Here is an 18,919-nt window from a genome sequence, read left to right as displayed (position 1 = left end):
AGGCGAGAGACACGCCGCGTTTGCGTTAGGACCTGCGGAACATATTCCGCCATGTCGCCTACCAGTCTATGGGGCGGGTGGCGCCGATCAGGCAGCCGCTCGTGCCGAGCTCGGGCTGCACGGCGCTCTGGTAGCCGTCGGAGCCCGGCCCGTACTGGCCGATGAGGCATTCGCCCTTCCAGGTCACGGAGAACTGGACCGAGTCGGCCTCGCTGCCGAGCGTCGTCCGGTCGGCCGTCACCTGCATGGCGGCCTTGTCGAAGCCGGCAGCGACGAGGGCGTCGATGAACACGCGCCCGTCGACGCCGGGCTCGGTCGCGGCCGTCGTGCGGTTCACATGGTCGAAGTAGCCGAGGTTGTCGACGGCGCCGCCGTCGGGGTCGAGCTCCGGCGGGCCGGCCGGCGTCGGGCTCGGGCGCTCGCTCGCCGACGGCGACGGACTCGGGGCCGGCGACGGATCGGAGGTGCACGCGGCGAGCGCGGCGATGACGGCGACCGCCGAAGCGGCTGCGGCGATCCGTCGAAGCGGATGGGCACTCCTCATGACTCCCCTTGCCTCACGGGCCGGCGGTTCGGGCCGGCGCGTTCCCGGAGAGTCTACGGGCACGGGCGCCGCATCCTGCGGCGGCGCCCGCGCCCGGCGTCGATCGCGCCTCGACGGAGCGATCGACGCAGCCGTGACGGGTCAGAACGGCACGGGCGTCGCGTCGGCGGGTTCGGTCGGGAGATCGCCTGCGGGATCCTCCGCCGCGTCGCCCGGGTCGCCGTCCGCGGATGCCGGCCCGGTCTCGGGCCACGCCTCGTCGGCGCCGGCGTCCGGCGAGGTCGACCGGGTGATGCTGCGGGCGAAGACCGAGCGACCCCAGCCGAGGTCGTGCCCGATCGCGTCGGCGACGATGTCGAGGTTCGTGCCCCGACGCTCGCCGTTCTCCCAGTCGGTGACGCGCAGCTGCCCGCTGACGACGACGGGGTCGCCCTTCTTGATGCTCGCGTGGGCGTTCTGGCCGAGGTAGCGGTGCGCGGTGACGCCGTACCAGTTGGTGCCGGCGTCCTCCCAACCGTTCTCGGTACGCCTGCGGCGGGTCGATCCGATGCGGAACACGGTCATCGCCTGACCGTTCTTGGTGGGGATCACCTGCGGTTCGTTGCCGACGAACCCCGTGATCGTGATGTGGTCGGCCATGCCGCCTCCTTCTTCTCGGGGCGCACCGCGACGACCGCGGTGCGGCGGCCCCGGAATCGCTCCTCGTGCCGGATCGGCGTCCGGGGCCGCACGGAGAGTCTGCCCGCGGCATCCACCCGCCGGACGGGATCCGGAAAAACCGTGGAAACCGCCGTCGCACGGGTGCCCTGTGGAGGAAGGGTCAGGCCTGGACGTACTCCGCATAGGAGCGGCGGATCTTGTTGACCTTCGGCAGGGCGACGGCCAGGCAGTAGCCCTGCCCGGGGTTCTTCGCGAAGAAGTCCTGGTGGTATTCCTCGGCGGGGAAGAAGGCGCCGAGCGGTTCGATGGTCGTGACGATCTCGCCCGGCCACCACTCGGCCGCCCGCTTGCGGGCCGCTTCGAAGCGTTCCCGCTGCGCCTCGTCGGTGTAGAACATCGCCGAACGGTACTGGGTGCCGACGTCGGCGCCCTGCCGGTTCAGCTGCGTCGGATCGTGCAGGGTGAAGAAGACGTCGAGGACGACCTCGGGCGGCAGCACCTCGGGGTCGAAGGTCACGGCGACCGCTTCGGCGTGCCCGGTCGTGCCGGTGCAGACGAGCTCGTAGTCGGGGTCGGCGACCGTGCCGCCGGTGTACCCGGAGACGACGTCGGCGACGCCGCGCAAGGTGCGGTACACCGCGTCGAGGCACCAGAAGCATCCACCCGCGAGAACATACGTTTCCATCGCCATAGGGTAACGGCATGACCTTCTCAGCCATTCCCGAACGTTACGACCGCATGGAGTATCGGCGGGTCGGTCGCAGCGGCCTGAAGCTTCCGGCGCTCTCCCTCGGCCTCTGGCACAACTTCGGCGACGGCCGGCCGTTCGAGACGCAGCGTGCGATCGTCCGCCGGGCCTTCGACCTCGGCATCACCCATTTCGACCTCGCCAACAACTACGGCCCGCCGCCCGGCAGCGCCGAGGCGAACTTCGGCCGGATCCTCGCCGGGGACCTGGCCGCCTACCGGGACGAGATCATCGTCTCGACGAAGGCCGGGTACCGCATGGGCCCCGGCCCCTACGGCGAATGGGGTTCCCGCAAGAACCTGACCGCCTCGCTCGACGCCTCCCTCGGCCGCCTCGGGCTCGACTACGTCGACGTCTACTACTCGCACCGCCCCGACCCCGACACCCCGATCGAAGAGACGATGGGCGCTCTCGCGCAGGCCGTGCGGGCGGGCAAGGCGCTCTACGTCGGCGTCTCGAACTACTCGGCTGCCGAGACCCGGGCCGCACGCGACGCCTTGGCCGCCGAGGGCGTGCCGCTCACGATCCACCAGCCCCGCTACTCGGTGTTCGACCGGCATGTCGAGGACGACGGCCTCTTCGACGCCCTCGAGGAGCTGGGGGCGGGGGCGATCGTCTTCTCGCCGCTGGCCCAGGGGCTGCTGACGGACCGGTACCTCGGCGGGGTGCCGGAGGATTCCCGGGCGGCCACGAGCGGGTTCCTGCCCCGCGAGCGGGTGGATGCCGCGTACCTCGAACGGGCTCGCGCACTGGATGCCGTGGCTCGCGGCCGCGGCCAGAGCCTCGCCCAGCTCGCCCTCTCGTGGGTGCTGCGCGTGCCGCAGATCGCCAGCGCCCTCATCGGCGCCTCGAGCGTCGCGCAGCTCGAGCAGAACGTCGCAGCCCTGGACGCGGCTCCGCTCGATACCGAGGAGGTCGCCGCCGTCGAGCCCTTCACCGCGCACGGTTCCGTGCTCGGGTAAGCCGATGTCGGTGGGTCGCGGCAGGCTCGAAGCACCACGCAGGGCCGGCTGCACGACGAAGGGAGCCCCCTCATGCCCACCGCACTGCAGCACCGCGGCGAACGTCATGCACCGGCCGCGCGCCGGCTCGGCGACGGCCTGCGCCCGCCCGAACCGCTCCGCATCCCCGAACGGCTCGGCGTGACCCTGCCGGGGATGCGATTCGTGCCGGCCGGGCCGTCGCTCTGGAGGGTCGTCGGGGCCGGCGGACTGGTGCTCGGGCACATCGAGCGCACGACCGCCGAACACGGCGAGCGCTTCGCGGCCCGGCGCCTGCCGCACGGCGCTTCGCGGTCGGTTCCGCTCGGCGAGTTCTGGTCTGCTCGCGACGCGGCGGAGTGCTTCCGCTGATCGGTGCGGCAGCCCCGCTACGCTTCGATCATGCAGTGGTGGAATGACTTCGCAGCGTGGCTCGTCTCTTCGGACGGACAGGCCATCGTGTTCACGGCGACGGTGCTGTTCGTGGCCGTCATCGTCTCGGGCCTGCTCTCGGCGTGGATCGCGCGAGGCGGGGTGCGCCGGGTCATCGAACTGCGCGATCGCGAGCAGAAGGCGAGTGCGATCGCCGCCCTCGTCGACGCGGCCACTGAGGCCTCCGTATGGAACTCGCTGACGCCGCAGGAGCAGATCCTGGCCGATCGCGCGGTCGGGCAGGCCGACATCCTCGTCCGTCTGCTCCCGATCCGCGGCGCCGACGCGGCCGCGAACTGGGCCGCGCACCAGCTCCATGAATTGAAGCGCGCCTCGGCGACCTTCGGCTACCAGCTCGACCCGGCCGTCGTCGAGTTCCGCGACCGTCTCGTCGAGTGGCAGCGGAATCCGGCGAAGTCGCGGCGCCGGTTCCAGCAGGATCTCGACCGCTGGAAGGAGCAGCAGCGGCTCGAGCCGGAGCCCGAGGCGCAGCAGGAGCAGGACGCGTGGGTCGCCGAGCAGCACCACGAGCGCTATCAGGGCGCCGTCATGGTCGATCCCGACCCGGTCACCCCGCCGACGCCGGTCGCCGGCACGCCGCTGGCCACCCAGCCCTACGACTACGACGCGGCCGGATACTCCTCGACCTCGGCGGGGTACGAGGGTTCCGGGTATGACGCCCCGGGCGGCGAACAGCGCTGATCGGTCCGCCGCGTTCGCGGCATCCGCTCAGGCGCCCGGCCGCCACCATTCGTCGAAGAGCGAGGCGGGCGTACGGCGCTTGTGCTCGGTCTGCAGGTAGCGACGCTCGATGCGAGCGGCCACCTCGTCGTCGATCTCCTCGCCTTCGAGGTAGGCGTCGATGTCGCGATAGCCGATGCCGAGGTTGGCTTCGTCGGACTGGCCGGGGTTCTCGTCGAGGAGGTCCGCGGTCGGGATCTTCAAGTACAGGCGCTCGGGCGCCCCGAGGTATTCGAGCATGGCCCGCCCCTGGCGTTTCGTGAGCCCGGTGAGGGGCAGCACGTCCGCTCCCCCGTCGCCGTATTTGGTGAAGAAGCCCGTGACGGCCTCGGCCGCGTGGTCGGTGCCGACGACCAGCAGGCCGTTCTCGCCGGCGAGCGCGTACTGGGCGATCATGCGCATGCGCGCCTTCACGTTGCCTTTGCCGAAGTCGCTGATGGGCGCGCCTGCGGCTTCGAGGAAGTCGGCCGCGAGGCCGTCGACGCCGCCCCGGATGCCGAAATCGACGGTTTCGGGCGCTTCGATGAAGTCGAGGGCCAGTCGCGCGTCGTCTTCGTCGTGCTGCACGCCGTAGGGCAGCCGCACGGCGAGGAAGCGGGCGGGTGAGCCGGCGTCGGCGAGTTCTGCGACGGCGAGCGCGCAAAGCCGGCCGGCGAGGGTGGAATCCTGCCCGCCGCTGATGCCGAGCACGAAGCCGCCGGCGCCGCCGCCGCGGAGGTAGTCCTTCAGGAAATCGATGCGACGCCGCACCTCGGCGGCGGGATCGATCGACGGGGAGACGTGGAGATCGGCGATGATCCGTTCCTGCAGTTCGCGCATGCCGATGACGATACCGCTCCGGTGTTTCGGGTTCGTGACCGACGGATCCGTTGACACTGTTCACAGAAATGTCGACAATATTGAGACAACTATCGCAAAGGAGCGAGATGCCCGAGCACCCCCGACCGAGCGACCACTCCCGCCGCCTTGTGCAGGGCGCCTACGACGTCCACGTGCACATCGCCCCCGACGTCATGCGGCGCCGCATCACGGACCTCGAACTCGCAGCCCGCTTCGCCGACCTCGGCATGGCGGGCTTCGTGCTGAAATCGCACTACGTGCCCACGGCCGAACGCGCCTCGCTCGTGCGCGCCGTGCACCCCGAGGTGGATGCGGTGGGCGCCGTCACCCTGAATGCCTCGGTGGGCGGTATGAACCCGGTCGCCGTCGAGATCGCTGCGCGTAGCGGCGCACGATTCGTCTGGATGCCCACCGTCGACAGCGCGAACCAGCGCTCGAGCCTCGCCGCCGCCCCCGAAGGCTCGACCCCGCCGATGTGGGCCGCCCTGCAGCAGGATCTCCGCGACCGGGGCATCGACAGCCCGCCGGTCGAGGTGCTCGGCGCCGACGGCGAGGTCGCGCTCGCCTGCGGGCAGGTGCTCGACCTCATCGCCCGGCACGACCTCACCCTCGCCACCGGGCACCTGCACGGCGACGAATCGGCGCGGGTCATCGCGGCGGCCCGCGACCGCGGCGTTCGCCGCATCGTCGTCACGCATCCGGAGTTCACCTCGCAGCGCATCCCGGTGGAGGCCCAGCGCGCCCTCGTGCCGAGCGGCGCACTGCTCGAGCGGTGCCTGACGACTCCGCTCACGGGCAAGGTGTCGTGGGCGGACTGGCTCGGCAACATCCGTGCCGCCGGCCCCGAGCACTCGGTCATCAGCTCCGACCTCGGCCAGCCCTTCAACCCGCCCGTCGAAGACGGGCTCGCGATCGCCGCCGACATCCTGCTCGGCGACGGCTTCGGCGAAGCGGAGGTGCGCACGATGATCGTCCACAACTCTCGGTTCCTCGTCGGCGCCGCCCCGCTCGACGACGCGCCGGCGGCCCATCACGAGCTGCAGGAGACGACCCCGTGAGCGGCGTCCTCGAGATCGAGCGCCTCACGAAGGAGTTCCAGCGAGACGACGTCGCCACCGTCGCCCTCCGAGACTTCAGCCTCAGCATCGGCACGGGCTCCTTCGTGACCGTGCTCGGCCGATCAGGCTGCGGCAAGTCGACCATGCTGAACCTGCTCTCGGGGCTGCAGAAGCCGACGTCCGGGCGGGTCCTGCACCACGGCCGACCGCACACGGGCCCCACACCCGATATCGGCTATCTCACGCAGAGCGACACGCTGATGCCCTGGCGCACAGTACAGCGCAACGTCGAGATGCCCCTCGAGATCGCCGGGACCGGTCGCGCCGAACGACGGGCCACCGCCGAGGACCTCATCGCCAGGGTCGGCCTCGCAGGCTTCGCCGACAGCTATCCGCGCGAACTGTCCGGCGGCATGCGGCGACGGGCGAGCCTCGCGCGCATGCTCGCCTCCGGGGCCGAGACGATCCTCATGGACGAGCCGTTCGGCGCCCTCGACGCGCAACTGCGTCGAGAGCTCCAGGGCGAGCTGCTCCGACTCTGGGCGCAGACGCGGCAGACGGTCGTCTTCGTCACGCACGACATCGACGAGGCCCTCCTCCTCGGCGATCGCGTCGTCGTGCTCGGGGCGCTCGGCCGAATCCTGCTCGACCTGGAGATCGGGCTCGGCCGGCCGCGAGACCTCGAGGCGATCGCCGAGACGCCGGCGTTCGCCGAGCTGCGGCACACGTTCGCGGCGGCCCTGCGCGCCGGTGCCGAAGCCGGATCGGAGGCGGCGGCATGACCGCGGCGCACACGATCCCGGCGGGCGCGGCATCCGGAGCCCCCGCCTCCGGCTGCCCCGTCAAGGAGGCGAGGCGACGCAGCTGGTGGAGCCGCAACGGCCGCCGCACGACGGTGTGGATGCTGCGGGTCGCCCTCTTCCTGGCGTTTCTCGGCGCCTGGCAGCTCGCCTCGGCGACGGTGGCGAACCCGTTGTTCATCTCGAACCCGGCCGCGGTCTGGAACCAGCTCATCGAGTGGATCGCGGACGGCACACTGCCCACGCATACCTGGATCACCGTCCAGGAGGTCGCCGCCGGCTACGCCATCGGCGTCGTCACCGGCGCCCTCCTGGGCTTCCTGCTCGCCGCCGTCCACCTCGTCTACGACGTGTTCGAGCCGTTCATGATGGCCCTGTACTCCATCCCGAAGGTCGCGCTCGCGCCGCTCTTCATCGTCTGGTTCGGCATCGGGATCGAGATGAAAATCATCCTGGCCGCCGTAAGCGTCTTCTTCCTCGTATTCCTGAACACGGCCGCCGGCGTGCGGGACGTGGATCGCGGACTCATCGACGCGGTCCGCCTCATGGGCGCTTCGCGCCGGCAGGTGGCGCTGAAGGTCGTGTTGCCGGCCGCGATGACGGGGCTGCTCACCGGGCTCAAGGTCTCCATCCCCTACGCCCTCATCGGCGCCGTGATCGGCGAGCTCGTCGCCTCGAATCGCGGGCTCGGCTACCTCATCAACGATTCGGCCGCGCAGTTCAACACGGCGGGCGTCTTCGCGGCCGTCGCCGTGCTCACCGTGCTGGCGATGCTGCTGAACGGCATCGTCGCCCTGATCTCCTCGCGGGCCGGGCGCTGGAAGCCCCTCGACGAGGCCTGAACCGCACCACACCACCCGAGAGGAGCCCCATCATGACCCACCGGCCCAGGAGGCGTCTGCCGCGCCTCGCCGCAGCCCTCGCCCTGACGGGCGCCGTCGCACTGGCCGCGAGCGCCTGTGCGGGCGGCGGATCCGAGCAGGCGGACGCATCCGATCCGCTCGACGTCGGGCAGATCAGCGACTCGATCGCCTTCTTCCCGCTCTTCGTCGCCGAACAGCAGGGGTTCTTCGACGACGAGGGCGTCGAGCTCGGCGAACGCCCGCGCCTCGGCACCGGCGCCAAGCTCGCCGCAGCCCTCACCTCGGGCTCGATCGACGTCGCCGCCGGCGTCATCACGGACGCCTTCAACCTGCAGGAGCAGGACGATCGCGCCCGCGTCACGGGGGCGCTCGTCACCGAGTACTACGTCGACGTCATCGTCGGCGAGGGCTTCGACGGGCCGGCCGCCGACGCCCCGGTCGAGGAGCGGGCCGCTGCGCTCGTCGGCAAGAACATCGGCATCACGGGGCCGGGGTCGGGCACCGAGGCGCTCGTGACGTACCTCTTCGAGAGCATCGGCAAGGACCCGTCGACGGATGCCACGCTCGTGAACCTCGGCGGATCGGCACCGGCCGCGATCGGCGCCCTCTCAGAAGGCCAGGTGGATGCGCTCGCCTTCTTCCAGCCCGTCGGCCAGATGGCCGTCTCGGAGGGCGTCGGCGAGATCTACATCTCGCCGCAGCGCGGAGACATCCCCGCGATGGAGGACGAGCTGCATGGCGTGCTCTTCAGCACCACCGCCGCCCTCGACGCCAAGGGCGAGCAGATCCTGGCGTTCAACCGGGCGATCGACTCGGCGCTCGCATTCATCGCCGAGGAGCCGGATGCGGCGGCCGAGCTGCTCGCCGAATACCTCGGTTCGACGGATGCGGCGACGCTCGACGCGCTCATCGCCCTGCTCCCCGACGAGATGGCCGACGCGACCGCGATCGACGAGACCGGCTACCGGACCGCGGTCGACTTCCACCTCGAATCCGGACTCATCGACCGGGCGCCCGCCTATGACGAGATCGTCTGGGAGGACGCCCGGCGGTGACCGGTCGCGGGATCCGGCATCCGCTCCCGTGACCGCCCGACCGCCGCCGGCGCCGCGGGGCGGCGGTCGGCCATCCATCGCCCGGGTCGTTATGCTGTCTGAGGCGGCCGCATGCGCCCCGACCCCCCGTAGCTCAGTGGACAGAGCAGGTGGTTTCTACCCACTTGGTCGGGAGTTCGAATCTCTCCGGGGGGGCCGTGTCGGTGCCGGTCGTTAGAATCTCAGCATGTCTTCAACGAGCGACCGGCTGGTCTGGATCGATTGCGAGATGACCGGGCTCGACCTCGAGGTCGACGAACTGGTCGAGATCGCCGTCGTCATCACCGACTACGAACTGAACCCCGTCGACGAGGGCATCGACATCGTCATCCGGCCCGATCCCTCCTCCCTCGAGACGATGAGCGACTTCGTGCGCGAGATGCACCTGACCTCGGGGCTGCTCGAGGAGATCCCGGGCGGCGTGAGCGTCGCCGACGCCGAGTACCAGGTGCTCGAGTACGTGCTGAAGCACATCCCCGAGGAGCAGAAAGCGCCCCTCGCCGGCAACACGATCGGCACCGACCGCGCGTTCATCGCGAAGTTCATGCCGCGCCTCGACGCCCACCTGCACTACCGGAGCGTCGACGTTTCCTCCATCAAGGAGCTCGCCCGGCGCTGGTTCCCCCGCGTCTACTTCAACGCGCCCGCCAAGAACGGCGGCCACCGCGCCCTCGCCGACATCCTCGAATCGATCCGCGAACTGCGCTACTACCGTCGCGCGGTTTTCGTCGCCGAGCCCGGCCCGACCACGCAGGACCTGCAGGCGATCGCCGCCGAGATCGTCGCCGAGGACGCCGCCGGCGCCGCCCAGGCGTGAACGCGGACCCCTCGGAACTGTAGTAACCTAGAGCGGTTGCCCCGGCCGCTGTGCTGGGGCACATGGTGGGTATAGCTCAGTTGGTAGAGCGCCTGGTTGTGGTCCAGGAGGTCGCGGGTTCAAGCCCCGTTACTCACCCCAATAGGGCAGCCGGTAGAGTGCGTGTCAGCGTCGCGTGTCGGTGGCAGGCCGTGCCAGGCATGGAGGCGTCGAACCAGAAGGAACGATGATGGCCTCATCCACTCCTTCGCGCTCCCGTGACTGAGCGCGAAACGCACCGGCTCATCGCCTGGGGCCGAGAACTCCGCCAGGTGCATCAGCGATTGCAGGACGCTCTCGCGGCCGCACGATCCTCCCTCACGGCAGGTGGTACGTCCGAGCTCGGTCCCGCCCCCTATGCCGCCGAGACGCCGCATCGCGATCAGCGGCGGCTGCCGGACTCCACGAGCTCCTTGGCGCCCTGCGACTTCTTGATCGCCGATCGGATGATGGGCAGCACGATCACGACGATCACCAGACCGATCAGCACACCCGAGATGGGCCGGGTGAAGAACCCGCCGAGGTTGCCGTCGAAGATGAGCAGGGCACGACGGACGTTGTCCTCGAGCAGCGCCCCGAGGACGAAGGCGAGTACGAGCGGACCGGGTTCGAAGCCGGTCTTCTTCATCAGGTAGCCGATCGCGCCGAACGCGACGACCAGGCCGACGTCGAAGACGGAGTTCCGGATCGTGTAGGCGCCGATCAGCGTGATCAGCGCCGTGATGGGTGCCAGGATCGCCGCGCGAACGCTCAGCACCCGGACGAAGACCCCGACCAGCGGCAGCGACATCAACAGCAACAGCACGTTGCCGAGGTACATCGAGTTGACGACGCCCCAGAACAGGTCGGGGTGATCGCTGACCAGTTGCGGGCCAGGAGTGATGCCCTGGATGAGCAACGCGCCGAACATGATCGCCATCGTCGCGTTCGCCGGGATGCCGAGCGTGAGGAGCGGAATGAACGAGCTGGTCGCCGCCGCATTGTTGGCGGTCTCCGGCCCGGCGACGCCCTGGATCGCGCCGTGGCCGAACAGTTCCGGCTTCTTCGACACCTTCTTCTCGACGGCGTACCCCGCCATCGAGGCGATCGTCGCCCCGCCGCCCGGGAGCAGGCCGAGCAGGAAACCGAGGACGGAACCCCTGCCGAATGCGCCGGTCGACCGTGCGAGGTCGGAACGGCTCGGCCAGACGCTGGTCATCTTGGCCGGGGTGAGGGCCTGTGCACGGTGGCGTTCTTCGAGGCCGTACAGGATCTCTCCGAGACCGAAGAGCCCCATGGCGATCGGAACGAAGTCGATGCCGTCGACGAGTTGCAGGTTGTCGAAGGTGAACCGCCCGGTGCCGGTGAACGGATCGCGGCCGATCGTCGCGAGCAGGAGGCCGACCGTCGCGGCGATGACCGCCTTCAGCTTCGATCCGGATGAGATGGTGGCGACGAGCAGGATGCCGAGCAGCGCGAGCCCGGCGTACTCGGCCGGGCCGAATTCGAGCGCCCAGCCCGCGACGAGCGGAGCGAGGAAGGTGAGCCCGATGATCGCGACGGTGCCGCCGATGAACGAGCCGATCGCCGCGATACCGAGTGCGGTGCCCGCCTTCCCGCGTTTCGCGAGGGCATAGCCGTCGAACACGGTGACCACCGAACTCGCCTCCCCGGGAAGGCGGAGGAGGACGGAGGTGATCGTGCCGCCGTATTGCGCACCGTAGAAGATCCCGGCGAGCATGATGATGGCCGTGACCGGTTCGATGCCGAAGGTGATCGGCAACAGGATCGCGATCGTCGCCGCAGGGCCGAGCCCGGGGAGGACGCCGACGAACATGCCGACGACGACGCCGATCAGGCAGTAGAGCAGGTTCATGGGCTCGAATACGGTGGCGAACCCGTCGAGCACCGGCTGGATGTCCATGCGGTCGGGCCTCCGTCAGAACAAGTGGGGAACGGCCGTCGACAAGGCGACGACGAAAACCAGGTAAAAGACCACGACGACGCTCACCGCGGTGATCGCCGTGGCGAGCCACGTCTCATGGCCGAGGAAACGCATCCATACCGCCGTGAGCAGGAGCGTCGGGATCTCGAAGCCGATGAACGGGAGCACTGCGACGTAGGCGATCAGGGTGGCCAGGCCCGCCGCTGCCATCCAGGATCCCCGAACGAAGACCTCTCCCCCGCCGCCGCGGCGGCCGACGATGATCTGCGCGAGGGAGAGGACGACGACCGCCGCGCTGATCAGCATCGGCCAGAGGCCGGGGCCGGGCGACTGCGGGGTGCCGATGCCGAAGGCGAACGAGCTCACGAAGCCGTAGACGCCGAGGGCGGCCGTCGCACCGGCTGCGATGAGATTGTTGAGCGGCCCCGCCGGTTCCGCAGACTCGTCGATCGGCACCGGCGTGGTGTCGGCTGCAGGCGGCACTGCGCCCAGGCCCGGGCTCGTCATGTGCCAGCTCCTTCGTCGGCTCATGGCCGTGGGGGCACGGCGGGCTCGGCGGCCGTGCACCCCACGGTGCGGTCAGTCGGTCAGCGAGATGCCGTTGTCCTCGACGAGTCCAGCGTACTTCTCGAGCAGACCGTTCCATTCGGCGACGACGTCATCGCCCGAGATCTCGTGCGGGGTGAGCAGGTTGTTCTCGTTGAACGCCTGGTACTCCTTGCTCGCGAGTGCTGCGTCGATCGCGGCGACCAGCGCGTCCTCGATGTCCTGCGGCAGCCCGGCCGGGGCCGCGACCGCACGGAACTGCGAGACGGGGACGTCGTATCCGAGCTCCGTCGCCGTCGGCACATCCTCGAGGAACGGGTTGCGCTCCGCCGAGAAGACGACGAGCGGTGTGACCGTACCCGCATCGATCTGCGGCTTGGCCTCGCCGAGCTGGATCGTCGCGACCTGCACCTGGTCGCCCATGACCGCCGTCAGCGCCGGCGAACCCGAATCGAAGGGGACGTCCGTGCCGGCGACCCCGGCCTCGCCGAACAGGATCGCCTGTGCGAGCTGCGAACCGGTACCGACACCCGTGGTGCCGTAGCTGAGCTTGTCGACCACCGTCAGATCGTCGAAGCTCTCGATCCCGGAGGCCTTGCTGGCGACCAGCACGTAGTCATCCTGCGAGAGACCCTTGAGCACCGTGAGATCGTCGAGTTCGACCTGCTCGGCCTCGCCGAGCGTGAGGTTGGTGATCGTGATGAGCGATGCGTTCAGCAGGACGAGGTTGTAGCCGTCGGGATCCATGCCGGCGACTTCGGCCGTGGCCACCGCGCCGTTGGCGCCGGCCTTGTTCACGACGGGGACGGCGACGCCGAGTTCCTCCTCCATCCCGGCCGCAACGGCTCTGGCGATGAGGTCCGTCGACCCACCGGCGTCCTGGCCGACGGTGAGGGTGATGTCGCGGGTGGGGAAGGCTGCGTCGTCGCTGCTTCCGGCCGCGGCGCCCACGTTGCCGCCGCACCCGGTGAGCACGACTGCGCTGACGGCGGCGAGTCCGAGGACGGCGAGAGCTTTGATCTTCATGTCGAATCCTTTCGGCGCAGGCTTCGTCGCCTACGGGCGGGGGTCGGTGCGCTCCGCAATGCTGTGCCCCCCAAAAGTAGGGAGGCGATGGATTCAGGTCAAGCCTAGATTTCATATGGCGTGATACCTTCAGCGCATCGTGTTCACCATCGATCAACTGCGCTGCTTCGTCGCCGTCGCCGAGGAGCTCCACTTCGGTCGCGCCGCCGAACGCCTGCGGATGACCCAGCCGCCGCTCAGCCGGCAGATCCGACGGCTCGAGGAGATCCTGGGCGTCGTCCTGCTCGAGCGCGACAACCGGCGGGTCGAGGTCACCCCGGCCGGGTATGCCTTCCTCCGCGAAGCCCGCACGATCCTCGCCACCGCCGAACGCGCCCCGGTCGTCGTCCGAGAGGTGGCCGCCGGCTCCAGTGGCGTGCTCCGCATCGGCTTCACCGCAGCATCCGCCCACAACGTCCTCGGCCCCCTCGTCACGCTCCTCGACGATGAACTGCCGCGCGTGCGCGTCGAACTCGAAGAGCTCGTGACCTCCCGGCAGATGGAAGGCCTCGCCGACGGCACGCTCGATCTCGGCATCGCCAGACCGCCGTTCGACCTCGAGCGATTCGACTCGCGCCTCCTCTTCACCGAGACCCTCATGCTGGCCGTTCCGAGCGGCCATCCGTTCACGGACTCCCCGCACCCGCCCACCGTCGAACAGCTCGGCCGCGAACCGTTCATCATGCCCTCGGCGACGAAGGCCCGGTACTTCCACGACCTCGCCGTCCGCATCCTCCCCCTCGACCACGACCGCACCGCCCACACGGTCAGCCAGATCGCGACGATCCTGGCGCTCGTCGCAGCCCGGCGCGGGATCTCGTTCGTGCCGGAGTCCGCCATCGCCATGGGGGTCCACGGCGTCGAGCTCCTCCCCCTCGGCGGCCTGGCCCGCGACCCGGTCGAGCTCCACGCGGTGTGGAGTCGGACCAATGCGAGTCCGGCACTCCGCAGGGCCCTCGAGCTGGTCGCCGCCCGTTCGGACGCCCTGTAGAACAGATTCCGAAGCTGTCTGATAGCGTCTGGGTGTTCTCGAGGAGGAGACCCCATGACCTACACCCCGGACGCCATCCGATCGATCGTGCTCTCGACCCTGCGCCTGCCGCTCCACGTGCCGATCTCGGACGCCAAAGTGTTCACCGGACGCCAGAAGCCGATGACGGAGGTCGCCTTCCTGCTCGCCGAGATCACCACGGAACAGGGATTCGCCGGTCACGGTTTCAGCTACTCGAAACGCGGCGGCGGCCCCGCCCAGTATGCGCACGCCAAAGAGATCGCCGATGCGGCCATCGGCGAAGACCCGAACGACATCCAGAAGCTCTATGTGAAGCTGCTCTGGGCCGGCGCTTCGGTCGGGCGATCCGGCGTCGCCACGCAGGCGCTCGCCGCGATCGACATCGCGCTCTACGACCTCAAGGCCAAGCGTGCGGGCCTTCCGCTCTCGAAACTGCTCGGCGCCCATCGCGACTCCGTGCGCACGTACAACACCTCGGGCGGCTTCCTGAACGCCTCGATCGAAGAGGTGAAGGATCGCGCGCGCCGATCTCTCGAGGACGGCATCGGCGGCATCAAGATGAAGGTGGGCCTGCCCGACACCTCCGAAGACCTGCGTCGCGTGCACGCCGTGCGCGAGCACATCGGAGACGACGTGCCGCTCATGGTCGATGCCAACCAGCAGTGGGACCGCACGACGGCGCTCCGAATGGGCCGGCGGCTCGAAGAACTCGGCCTCGTGTGGATCGAAGAGCCCCTCGACGCATACGACGCCGAGGGTCACGCCGACCTGGCCCGCGCACTCGACACCCCGATCGCCACCGGTGAGATGCTCGCATCGGTCGCCGAACACGAGCGCCTCATCGAAGCCCGATCCTGCGACGTCATCCAGCCCGACGCACCCAGAGTCGGCGGGATCACCCAGTTCATGCGCCTGCTGACCCTTGCCGACCGAGCCGATCTCGACCTCGCCCCGCATTTCGCGATGGAGATCCATCTGCACCTCGCGGCGTGCTACCCGCGGGAACCCTGGGTCGAGCACTTCGACTGGCTCGACCCGCTCTTCAACGAGCGGCTCGAGACCCGCGACGGCCGGATGATCGTCCCGGATCGACCGGGTCTCGGGTTCACCTTCAGCGATCAGGCCCGGGCTTGGGTCACGGAACGCGTCACGATCGGCGGGTGAGGACGGTGCCCCTCTCCCGCGGCGAGCAGATCGCCCGAGCGCTCTCCGATCGCATCGTCGACGGGGACATCGCGCCCGGGGAGCGGTTGCCGAGCGAGGCGAAGCTCTCCGCGGAGTTCGGCGCGAGCCGGGCCGCCGTCCGCGAGGCGCTGCAGCGCCTCAAGACCCTCGGGTACGTGCGTACGCGCACAGGATCGGGCAGCTACGCACTGACTCCTCCGGCCGAGCAGGGCGACGATACGTGGCTCACCGCACGCAGCGATGCCGAACGCGGCGAGCTGGTCGTGTTCCGAACCGCCATCGAGACCGAAGCGGCCGCATCGGCCGCACGGCACCGCTCCGAGGCCGACCTGGTCGAGATGCGCGCCGCACTCGAGGCGATCGACGCCGCTCGGCGCCCGTCCGACAGCGTCGACGCCGACTTCCGATTCCATCGGACGATCGCCCGCGCCGCCGGGAACCGATACCTCGCGGCCGCGCTCGACCGCATCGGCGCACGGGCGATCGTCGTCCCCGCTTCGAGGATCGCGCACGGCGATCGTCTGCCGGCGGCGACGGCCTCCGTTCGGGCGGAGCATTCCGCGATCGCGGATGCGATCGAGCGGTCGGATCCGCTCGCGGCGCAGGCTGCGATGCGGGCGCATCTCGTCGCGTCCGAGCGGCGTCGCACCGTCGACGGCATCGAGCCCGATCGACGCGAGCAGCATCGATACAGCTGAGGTATTGCGCCATGCCGAATTCGGCTTGTTTGGGCATCCACGACCCACCTAGCGTGAAGGGGCACAGCCACGACAGGAGTCCCCAACAGTGACGAACTTCACTCCGGCAGAGCTGGCCCGACATCTCAAAGACGGCCTGCTCTCCTTCCCCGCCACGGCCTTCACCGCAGATCTCGAGTTCGACGAGGCGACGTACCGGGAGCATGTCGCCTGGCAGGCGAGCTACGAGGTGGGCGGACTGTTCGCCGCCGGCGGCACCGGCGAGGGATTCAGCCTCACTCCTGAGGAGAACGCACGCGTCATCCGCGCCGCCGTCGAAGCGTCCCGCCCCGAAGTGCCCGTGCTGGGATCGGCCGGCGGATGGACGAAGAACGCGATCGCCAACGCGCAGGCTGCCGAGGACGCCGGCGCCGAAGGCCTCCTCATCCTTCCGCCGTACCTCACGGAATGCTCGCAAGAAGGTCTGCGCGAACACGTCGGTGCGATCGCCGACTCCACGAGACTTCCGCTCATCGTCTACAACCGTGCGAACGCCGTCTACTCGGCCGAGACGATCGCCTCCCTCGCAGGTGCCCACGAGAACTTCATCGGCTTCAAAGACGCGCTCGGCGACATCGAGCACCTCGCCAAGGTGACATCGCTGAACGGCGATCGCCTGTTCTACCTCGGCGGGCTCCCGACGGCCGAGGTCTACGCCCTGCCGCTCTTGCAGATGGGCATGAGCACCTACTCGTCCGCCATGTTCAACTTCGTGCCCGAGTTCGCACTCGACTTCTACCGCGATGTGCGCGCACAGGACCGGACGGCGATCAATGAGAAGCTCGCGCGCTTCGTGCTGCCGTATGCGGACATCCGGGACCGCGGCGAAGGATACGGGGTCTCCATCATCAAAGCCGGCCTCGACATCATCGGCCGCCCCGTAGGGCCCGTACGCCCGCCCCTCACCGACCTCGGCGAGCAGGACGTCGCCGACCTCGGCGCGCTGATCGTCGCTGCCGGGATCGAGCCGGAGCCCGTCCGATGAGAGCGAAGCGCCTGAACTCCCCGGAGGGTGGGAAATGAGCACTCCGACCATCGCCCGGGTGCAAGCGATCCCGGTCGCCGGCCACGACTCGATGCTCCTGAACCTCTCAGGCGCCCACGGCCCGTTCTTCACCCGCAACATCGTCATCATCACCGACTCGGACGGACGAGACGGGCTCGGCGAAGTGCCCGGCGGCGAACCGATCCGGTCGACGATCGAGGAAGCGGGAGCCCTCCTCATCGGGCGCCCCGTCGCCCGATACCGTTCCCTGCTCCGGGGGATCGCCGCACGCTTCGCCGATCGAGACGACGGCGGCCGCGGTCTGCAGACCTTCGACCTGCGCACGACGATCCACGCCGTGACCGGCATCGAATCCGCCCTCCTCGACCTGCACGGCCGATTCCTCGGGATTCCCGTCGCGGAGCTGCTCGGCGAGGGCCAGCAGCGGGCAAGCGTGCCCATGCTCGGCTACCTCTTCTACGTGGGCGACGCCGACCGTACCCGGCTGCCGTACCTGCGCGAGCCGGACGGCGAGGATGCGTGGGCCCGCGTCCGCCGGGAGGAGGCGCTGACGCCGGATGCGGTGGTCGCGCTCGCCGAGGCAGCCCGGGAGCGCTACGGTTTCGCCGACTTCAAGCTCAAGGGCGGTGTGTTCGCAGGCGATGACGAGGCGGATGCGGTCGAGGCGCTCGCAGCGAGGTTCCCGGATGCCCGGATCACGCTCGACCCGAACGGCGCATGGTCGCTCGAGGAAGCGGTGCGCATCGGCCGGCGCCTGCGCGGCACCATCGCGTATGCGGAGGACCCCTGCGGCGCGGAGGGCGGATTCTCGGGGCGCGAGGTGATGAGCGAGTTCCGCCGCAGGACGGGAGTGCCGACGGCCACCAACATGATCGCGACCGACTGGCGCGAAATGGCGCATGCGGTGCGGGGCCATGCCGTCGACATCCCGCTCGCCGACCCGCACTTCTGGACGATGGCGGGCAGCATCCGCGTGGCCCAGCTCTGCAACGACTTCGATCTGACCTGGGGTTCGCACTCGAACAACCACTTCGACATCTCGCTGGCGATGTTCAGCCATGTCGGCGCCGCCGCCCCCGGTGAGATCACCGCACTCGACACCCACTGGATCTGGCAGGACGGCCAGGACCTGACGACGAACGCCCCGAAGATCATCGACGGGGCGGTCCGAGTGCCGACGTCGCCGGGCCTGGGAGTGGAGCTGAACCACGACCGCGTCGCCGAAGCCCATGAGCTCTACCGGGAGCACGGGCTCGGTTCGCGCGACGACGCTGCGGCCATGCGATTCCTGGTGGACGGATGGGTCTTCGACCCGAAACGGCCCTGCCTCATCCGGTGAGCTCGGCGGGGCGCCGTCCGAACCGCGCCCCGCCGAGCTGCGGCCGCGGCCGGCGCGGGTAGACTCGCGCCGGATGCATCGCGCACCGGCATCCACGACCCGAGGAGACGCCATGGAGCTCGACGCCGACGCCTTCGAACGTCTCGTCGTCGACGAGCTCGACGAACTGCCCGACGACATGGTCGACGGCCTCGACAACGTCGTCTTCGTCGTCGAAGACCGACCCGAGGACGGCTCGCTCGACCTCCTCGGCCTCTACGACGGCGTCGCGCTCACCGAACGCGACCGCTACGGCTTCGGCGAGGTGCCCGACCGCATCATCCTCTACCGCGAACCCCTGCTCGCCGTCGCCGACACCGAGGAGGAGCTCCGCGACGAGATCCACATCACCCTCGTGCACGAGATCGCGCACTTCTACGGCATCGACGACGAACGGCTGCACGAGCTCGGTTGGGCGTAGGCGCGGCGCTGCCGTGACGGGCCGGCGGA

The 18,919-nt window shown here is 69.6% G+C and carries 21 protein-coding genes and 2 tRNA genes; 16 read left to right on the top strand and 7 right to left on the bottom strand.

Annotated elements, in window-relative coordinates; all coding sequences use genetic code 11:
- Window positions 1-58: 58 nt before the first annotated feature.
- From G127AT_RS14960 to msrA, 3 genes are all read right to left on the bottom strand, one after another.
- Window positions 59-544 carry a DUF6993 domain-containing protein gene (locus tag G127AT_RS14960; RefSeq protein ID WP_210898230.1) on the bottom strand — a complete coding sequence of 162 codons (486 nt, stop codon included), beginning with the start codon at window positions 542-544 and terminating at the stop codon, window positions 59-61.
- A 141-nt stretch (window positions 545-685) separates the two neighbouring features.
- On the bottom strand, window positions 686-1,183 hold the full coding sequence (locus G127AT_RS14955) for a single-stranded DNA-binding protein (RefSeq protein ID WP_210898227.1): 498 nt from the start codon (window positions 1,181-1,183) through the stop codon (window positions 686-688).
- A gap of 181 nt (window positions 1,184-1,364) precedes the next feature.
- The gene (gene msrA, locus G127AT_RS14950) at window positions 1,365-1,889 is read right to left on the bottom strand and encodes a peptide-methionine (S)-S-oxide reductase MsrA (RefSeq protein ID WP_210898226.1); all 525 of its coding nucleotides are present in this window, start codon (window positions 1,887-1,889) and stop codon (window positions 1,365-1,367) included.
- A 17-nt stretch (window positions 1,890-1,906) separates the two neighbouring features.
- On the opposite strand from msrA, the gene G127AT_RS14945 reads away from it, so the two are divergent.
- The 3 genes from G127AT_RS14945 (at window position 1,907) to G127AT_RS14935 (ending at window position 4,066) form a co-directional block, all read left to right on the top strand.
- Complete coding sequence (locus G127AT_RS14945; RefSeq protein WP_210898224.1) at window positions 1,907-2,914, top strand: aldo/keto reductase; 1,008 nt, start codon at window positions 1,907-1,909, stop codon at window positions 2,912-2,914.
- Between the two features lie 72 nt (window positions 2,915-2,986).
- A complete protein-coding gene (locus G127AT_RS14940; protein WP_210898222.1) occupies window positions 2,987-3,304 on the top strand; it encodes a hypothetical protein in 318 nt (105 codons plus the stop codon).
- Window positions 3,305-3,334: 30 nt separating this feature from the next.
- The gene (locus G127AT_RS14935) at window positions 3,335-4,066 is read left to right on the top strand and encodes a hypothetical protein (protein ID WP_210898220.1); all 732 of its coding nucleotides are present in this window, start codon (window positions 3,335-3,337) and stop codon (window positions 4,064-4,066) included.
- Window positions 4,067-4,093: 27 nt separating this feature from the next.
- Here the strand turns inward: G127AT_RS14935 and nadE are convergent, their stop codons facing one another.
- Entirely contained in the window at window positions 4,094-4,924 is an 831-nt protein-coding gene (nadE, locus tag G127AT_RS14930; RefSeq protein ID WP_210898218.1) for an ammonia-dependent NAD(+) synthetase, read from the bottom strand.
- Window positions 4,925-5,031: 107 nt separating this feature from the next.
- Between nadE and G127AT_RS14925 the strand changes: the two genes are divergently transcribed.
- The 7 genes from G127AT_RS14925 to G127AT_RS14895 all read left to right on the top strand — a co-directional run bounded on the left by G127AT_RS14925 (window position 5,032) and on the right by G127AT_RS14895 (window position 9,718).
- A complete protein-coding gene (locus G127AT_RS14925; protein WP_210898217.1) occupies window positions 5,032-6,003 on the top strand; it encodes a DUF6282 family protein in 972 nt (323 codons plus the stop codon).
- Window positions 6,000-6,785: an ABC transporter ATP-binding protein gene (locus tag G127AT_RS14920; RefSeq protein ID WP_210898215.1), complete on the top strand. Its 786-nt coding sequence runs from the start codon at window positions 6,000-6,002 to the stop codon at window positions 6,783-6,785. Before G127AT_RS14925 ends, G127AT_RS14920 begins: the two co-directional genes overlap by 4 nt.
- Window positions 6,782-7,645 carry an ABC transporter permease gene (locus tag G127AT_RS14915; RefSeq protein ID WP_210898213.1) on the top strand — a complete coding sequence of 288 codons (864 nt, stop codon included), beginning with the start codon at window positions 6,782-6,784 and terminating at the stop codon, window positions 7,643-7,645. The genes G127AT_RS14920 and G127AT_RS14915 overlap by 4 nt, the downstream gene beginning before the upstream one ends.
- Window positions 7,646-7,677: 32 nt before the next feature.
- Complete coding sequence (locus tag G127AT_RS14910) at window positions 7,678-8,721, top strand: ABC transporter substrate-binding protein (protein WP_210898211.1); 1,044 nt, start codon at window positions 7,678-7,680, stop codon at window positions 8,719-8,721.
- 122 nt (window positions 8,722-8,843) lie between these two features.
- Window positions 8,844-8,916: transfer RNA gene (locus tag G127AT_RS14905), tRNA-Arg, on the top strand.
- Window positions 8,917-8,947: 31 nt separating this feature from the next.
- On the top strand, window positions 8,948-9,577 hold the full coding sequence (gene orn, locus G127AT_RS14900) for an oligoribonuclease (protein ID WP_210898209.1): 630 nt from the start codon (window positions 8,948-8,950) through the stop codon (window positions 9,575-9,577).
- Between the two features lie 65 nt (window positions 9,578-9,642).
- Window positions 9,643-9,718 (top strand) — tRNA-His (locus G127AT_RS14895).
- Between the two features lie 280 nt (window positions 9,719-9,998).
- Here G127AT_RS14895 and G127AT_RS14890 read toward each other — a convergent pair.
- From G127AT_RS14890 to G127AT_RS14880, 3 genes are all read right to left on the bottom strand, one after another.
- Window positions 9,999-11,519: a tripartite tricarboxylate transporter permease gene (locus G127AT_RS14890; protein ID WP_210898207.1), complete on the bottom strand. Its 1,521-nt coding sequence runs from the start codon at window positions 11,517-11,519 to the stop codon at window positions 9,999-10,001.
- A 15-nt stretch (window positions 11,520-11,534) separates the two neighbouring features.
- Window positions 11,535-12,047, bottom strand: a complete 513-nt coding sequence (locus tag G127AT_RS14885; protein WP_210898205.1) for a tripartite tricarboxylate transporter TctB family protein — start codon at window positions 12,045-12,047, stop codon at window positions 11,535-11,537.
- Window positions 12,048-12,119: 72 nt separating this feature from the next.
- Window positions 12,120-13,112 (bottom strand): Bug family tripartite tricarboxylate transporter substrate binding protein, encoded by a 993-nt coding sequence (locus G127AT_RS14880; RefSeq protein ID WP_210898203.1) that lies wholly within the window; start codon window positions 13,110-13,112, stop codon window positions 12,120-12,122.
- 139 nt (window positions 13,113-13,251) lie between these two features.
- Between G127AT_RS14880 and G127AT_RS14875 the strand changes: the two genes are divergently transcribed.
- The 6 genes from G127AT_RS14875 to G127AT_RS14850 all read left to right on the top strand — a co-directional run bounded on the left by G127AT_RS14875 (window position 13,252) and on the right by G127AT_RS14850 (window position 18,890).
- The gene (locus G127AT_RS14875) at window positions 13,252-14,142 is read left to right on the top strand and encodes a LysR family transcriptional regulator (RefSeq protein ID WP_210898201.1); all 891 of its coding nucleotides are present in this window, start codon (window positions 13,252-13,254) and stop codon (window positions 14,140-14,142) included.
- Window positions 14,143-14,196: 54 nt separating this feature from the next.
- The gene (locus G127AT_RS14870) at window positions 14,197-15,327 is read left to right on the top strand and encodes an L-talarate/galactarate dehydratase (RefSeq protein ID WP_210898198.1); all 1,131 of its coding nucleotides are present in this window, start codon (window positions 14,197-14,199) and stop codon (window positions 15,325-15,327) included.
- Window positions 15,324-16,046, top strand: coding sequence for a FadR/GntR family transcriptional regulator (locus G127AT_RS14865; protein ID WP_244857619.1), 723 nt, complete (start codon window positions 15,324-15,326; stop codon window positions 16,044-16,046). The genes G127AT_RS14870 and G127AT_RS14865 overlap by 4 nt, the downstream gene beginning before the upstream one ends.
- Window positions 16,047-16,134: 88 nt before the next feature.
- Window positions 16,135-17,070, top strand: a complete 936-nt coding sequence (locus G127AT_RS14860; RefSeq protein ID WP_210898196.1) for a 5-dehydro-4-deoxyglucarate dehydratase — start codon at window positions 16,135-16,137, stop codon at window positions 17,068-17,070.
- Between the two features lie 34 nt (window positions 17,071-17,104).
- Window positions 17,105-18,430, top strand: coding sequence for an enolase C-terminal domain-like protein (locus G127AT_RS14855; protein ID WP_210898194.1), 1,326 nt, complete (start codon window positions 17,105-17,107; stop codon window positions 18,428-18,430).
- Window positions 18,431-18,542: 112 nt separating this feature from the next.
- Entirely contained in the window at window positions 18,543-18,890 is a 348-nt protein-coding gene (locus G127AT_RS14850) for a metallopeptidase family protein (RefSeq protein ID WP_210902200.1), read from the top strand.
- Window positions 18,891-18,919: the final 29 nt, after the last annotated feature.

Source organism: Agromyces archimandritae, from assembly GCF_018024495.1.
Lineage (GTDB): Bacteria > Actinomycetota > Actinomycetes > Actinomycetales > Microbacteriaceae > Agromyces > Agromyces archimandritae.
Note: the sequence above shows the minus strand (reverse complement) of the source record. Positions and strands in the feature narration are given on the sequence as shown.

Excerpts from the sequence above, each read along its gene's own strand:
- G127AT_RS14960 (WP_210898230.1), bottom strand. The coding sequence starts at position 544 with ATGAGGAGTGCCCATCCGCTTCGACGGATCGCCGCAGCCGCTTCGGCG.
- G127AT_RS14955 (WP_210898227.1), bottom strand. The coding sequence starts at position 1,183 with ATGGCCGACCACATCACGATCACGGGGTTCGTCGGCAACGAACCGCAG.
- msrA (WP_210898226.1), bottom strand. The coding sequence starts at position 1,889 with ATGGAAACGTATGTTCTCGCGGGTGGATGCTTCTGGTGCCTCGACGCG.
- G127AT_RS14945 (WP_210898224.1), top strand. The coding sequence starts at position 1,907 with ATGACCTTCTCAGCCATTCCCGAACGTTACGACCGCATGGAGTATCGG.
- G127AT_RS14940 (WP_210898222.1), top strand. The coding sequence starts at position 2,987 with ATGCCCACCGCACTGCAGCACCGCGGCGAACGTCATGCACCGGCCGCG.
- G127AT_RS14935 (WP_210898220.1), top strand. The coding sequence starts at position 3,335 with ATGCAGTGGTGGAATGACTTCGCAGCGTGGCTCGTCTCTTCGGACGGA.
- nadE (WP_210898218.1), bottom strand. The coding sequence starts at position 4,924 with ATGCGCGAACTGCAGGAACGGATCATCGCCGATCTCCACGTCTCCCCG.
- G127AT_RS14925 (WP_210898217.1), top strand. The coding sequence starts at position 5,032 with ATGCCCGAGCACCCCCGACCGAGCGACCACTCCCGCCGCCTTGTGCAG.
- G127AT_RS14915 (WP_210898213.1), top strand. The coding sequence starts at position 6,782 with ATGACCGCGGCGCACACGATCCCGGCGGGCGCGGCATCCGGAGCCCCC.
- G127AT_RS14910 (WP_210898211.1), top strand. The coding sequence starts at position 7,678 with ATGACCCACCGGCCCAGGAGGCGTCTGCCGCGCCTCGCCGCAGCCCTC.
- orn (WP_210898209.1), top strand. The coding sequence starts at position 8,948 with ATGTCTTCAACGAGCGACCGGCTGGTCTGGATCGATTGCGAGATGACC.
- G127AT_RS14890 (WP_210898207.1), bottom strand. The coding sequence starts at position 11,519 with ATGGACATCCAGCCGGTGCTCGACGGGTTCGCCACCGTATTCGAGCCC.
- G127AT_RS14885 (WP_210898205.1), bottom strand. The coding sequence starts at position 12,047 with ATGACGAGCCCGGGCCTGGGCGCAGTGCCGCCTGCAGCCGACACCACG.
- G127AT_RS14880 (WP_210898203.1), bottom strand. The coding sequence starts at position 13,112 with ATGAAGATCAAAGCTCTCGCCGTCCTCGGACTCGCCGCCGTCAGCGCA.
- G127AT_RS14870 (WP_210898198.1), top strand. The coding sequence starts at position 14,197 with ATGACCTACACCCCGGACGCCATCCGATCGATCGTGCTCTCGACCCTG.
- G127AT_RS14855 (WP_210898194.1), top strand. The coding sequence starts at position 17,105 with ATGAGCACTCCGACCATCGCCCGGGTGCAAGCGATCCCGGTCGCCGGC.
- G127AT_RS14850 (WP_210902200.1), top strand. The coding sequence starts at position 18,543 with ATGGAGCTCGACGCCGACGCCTTCGAACGTCTCGTCGTCGACGAGCTC.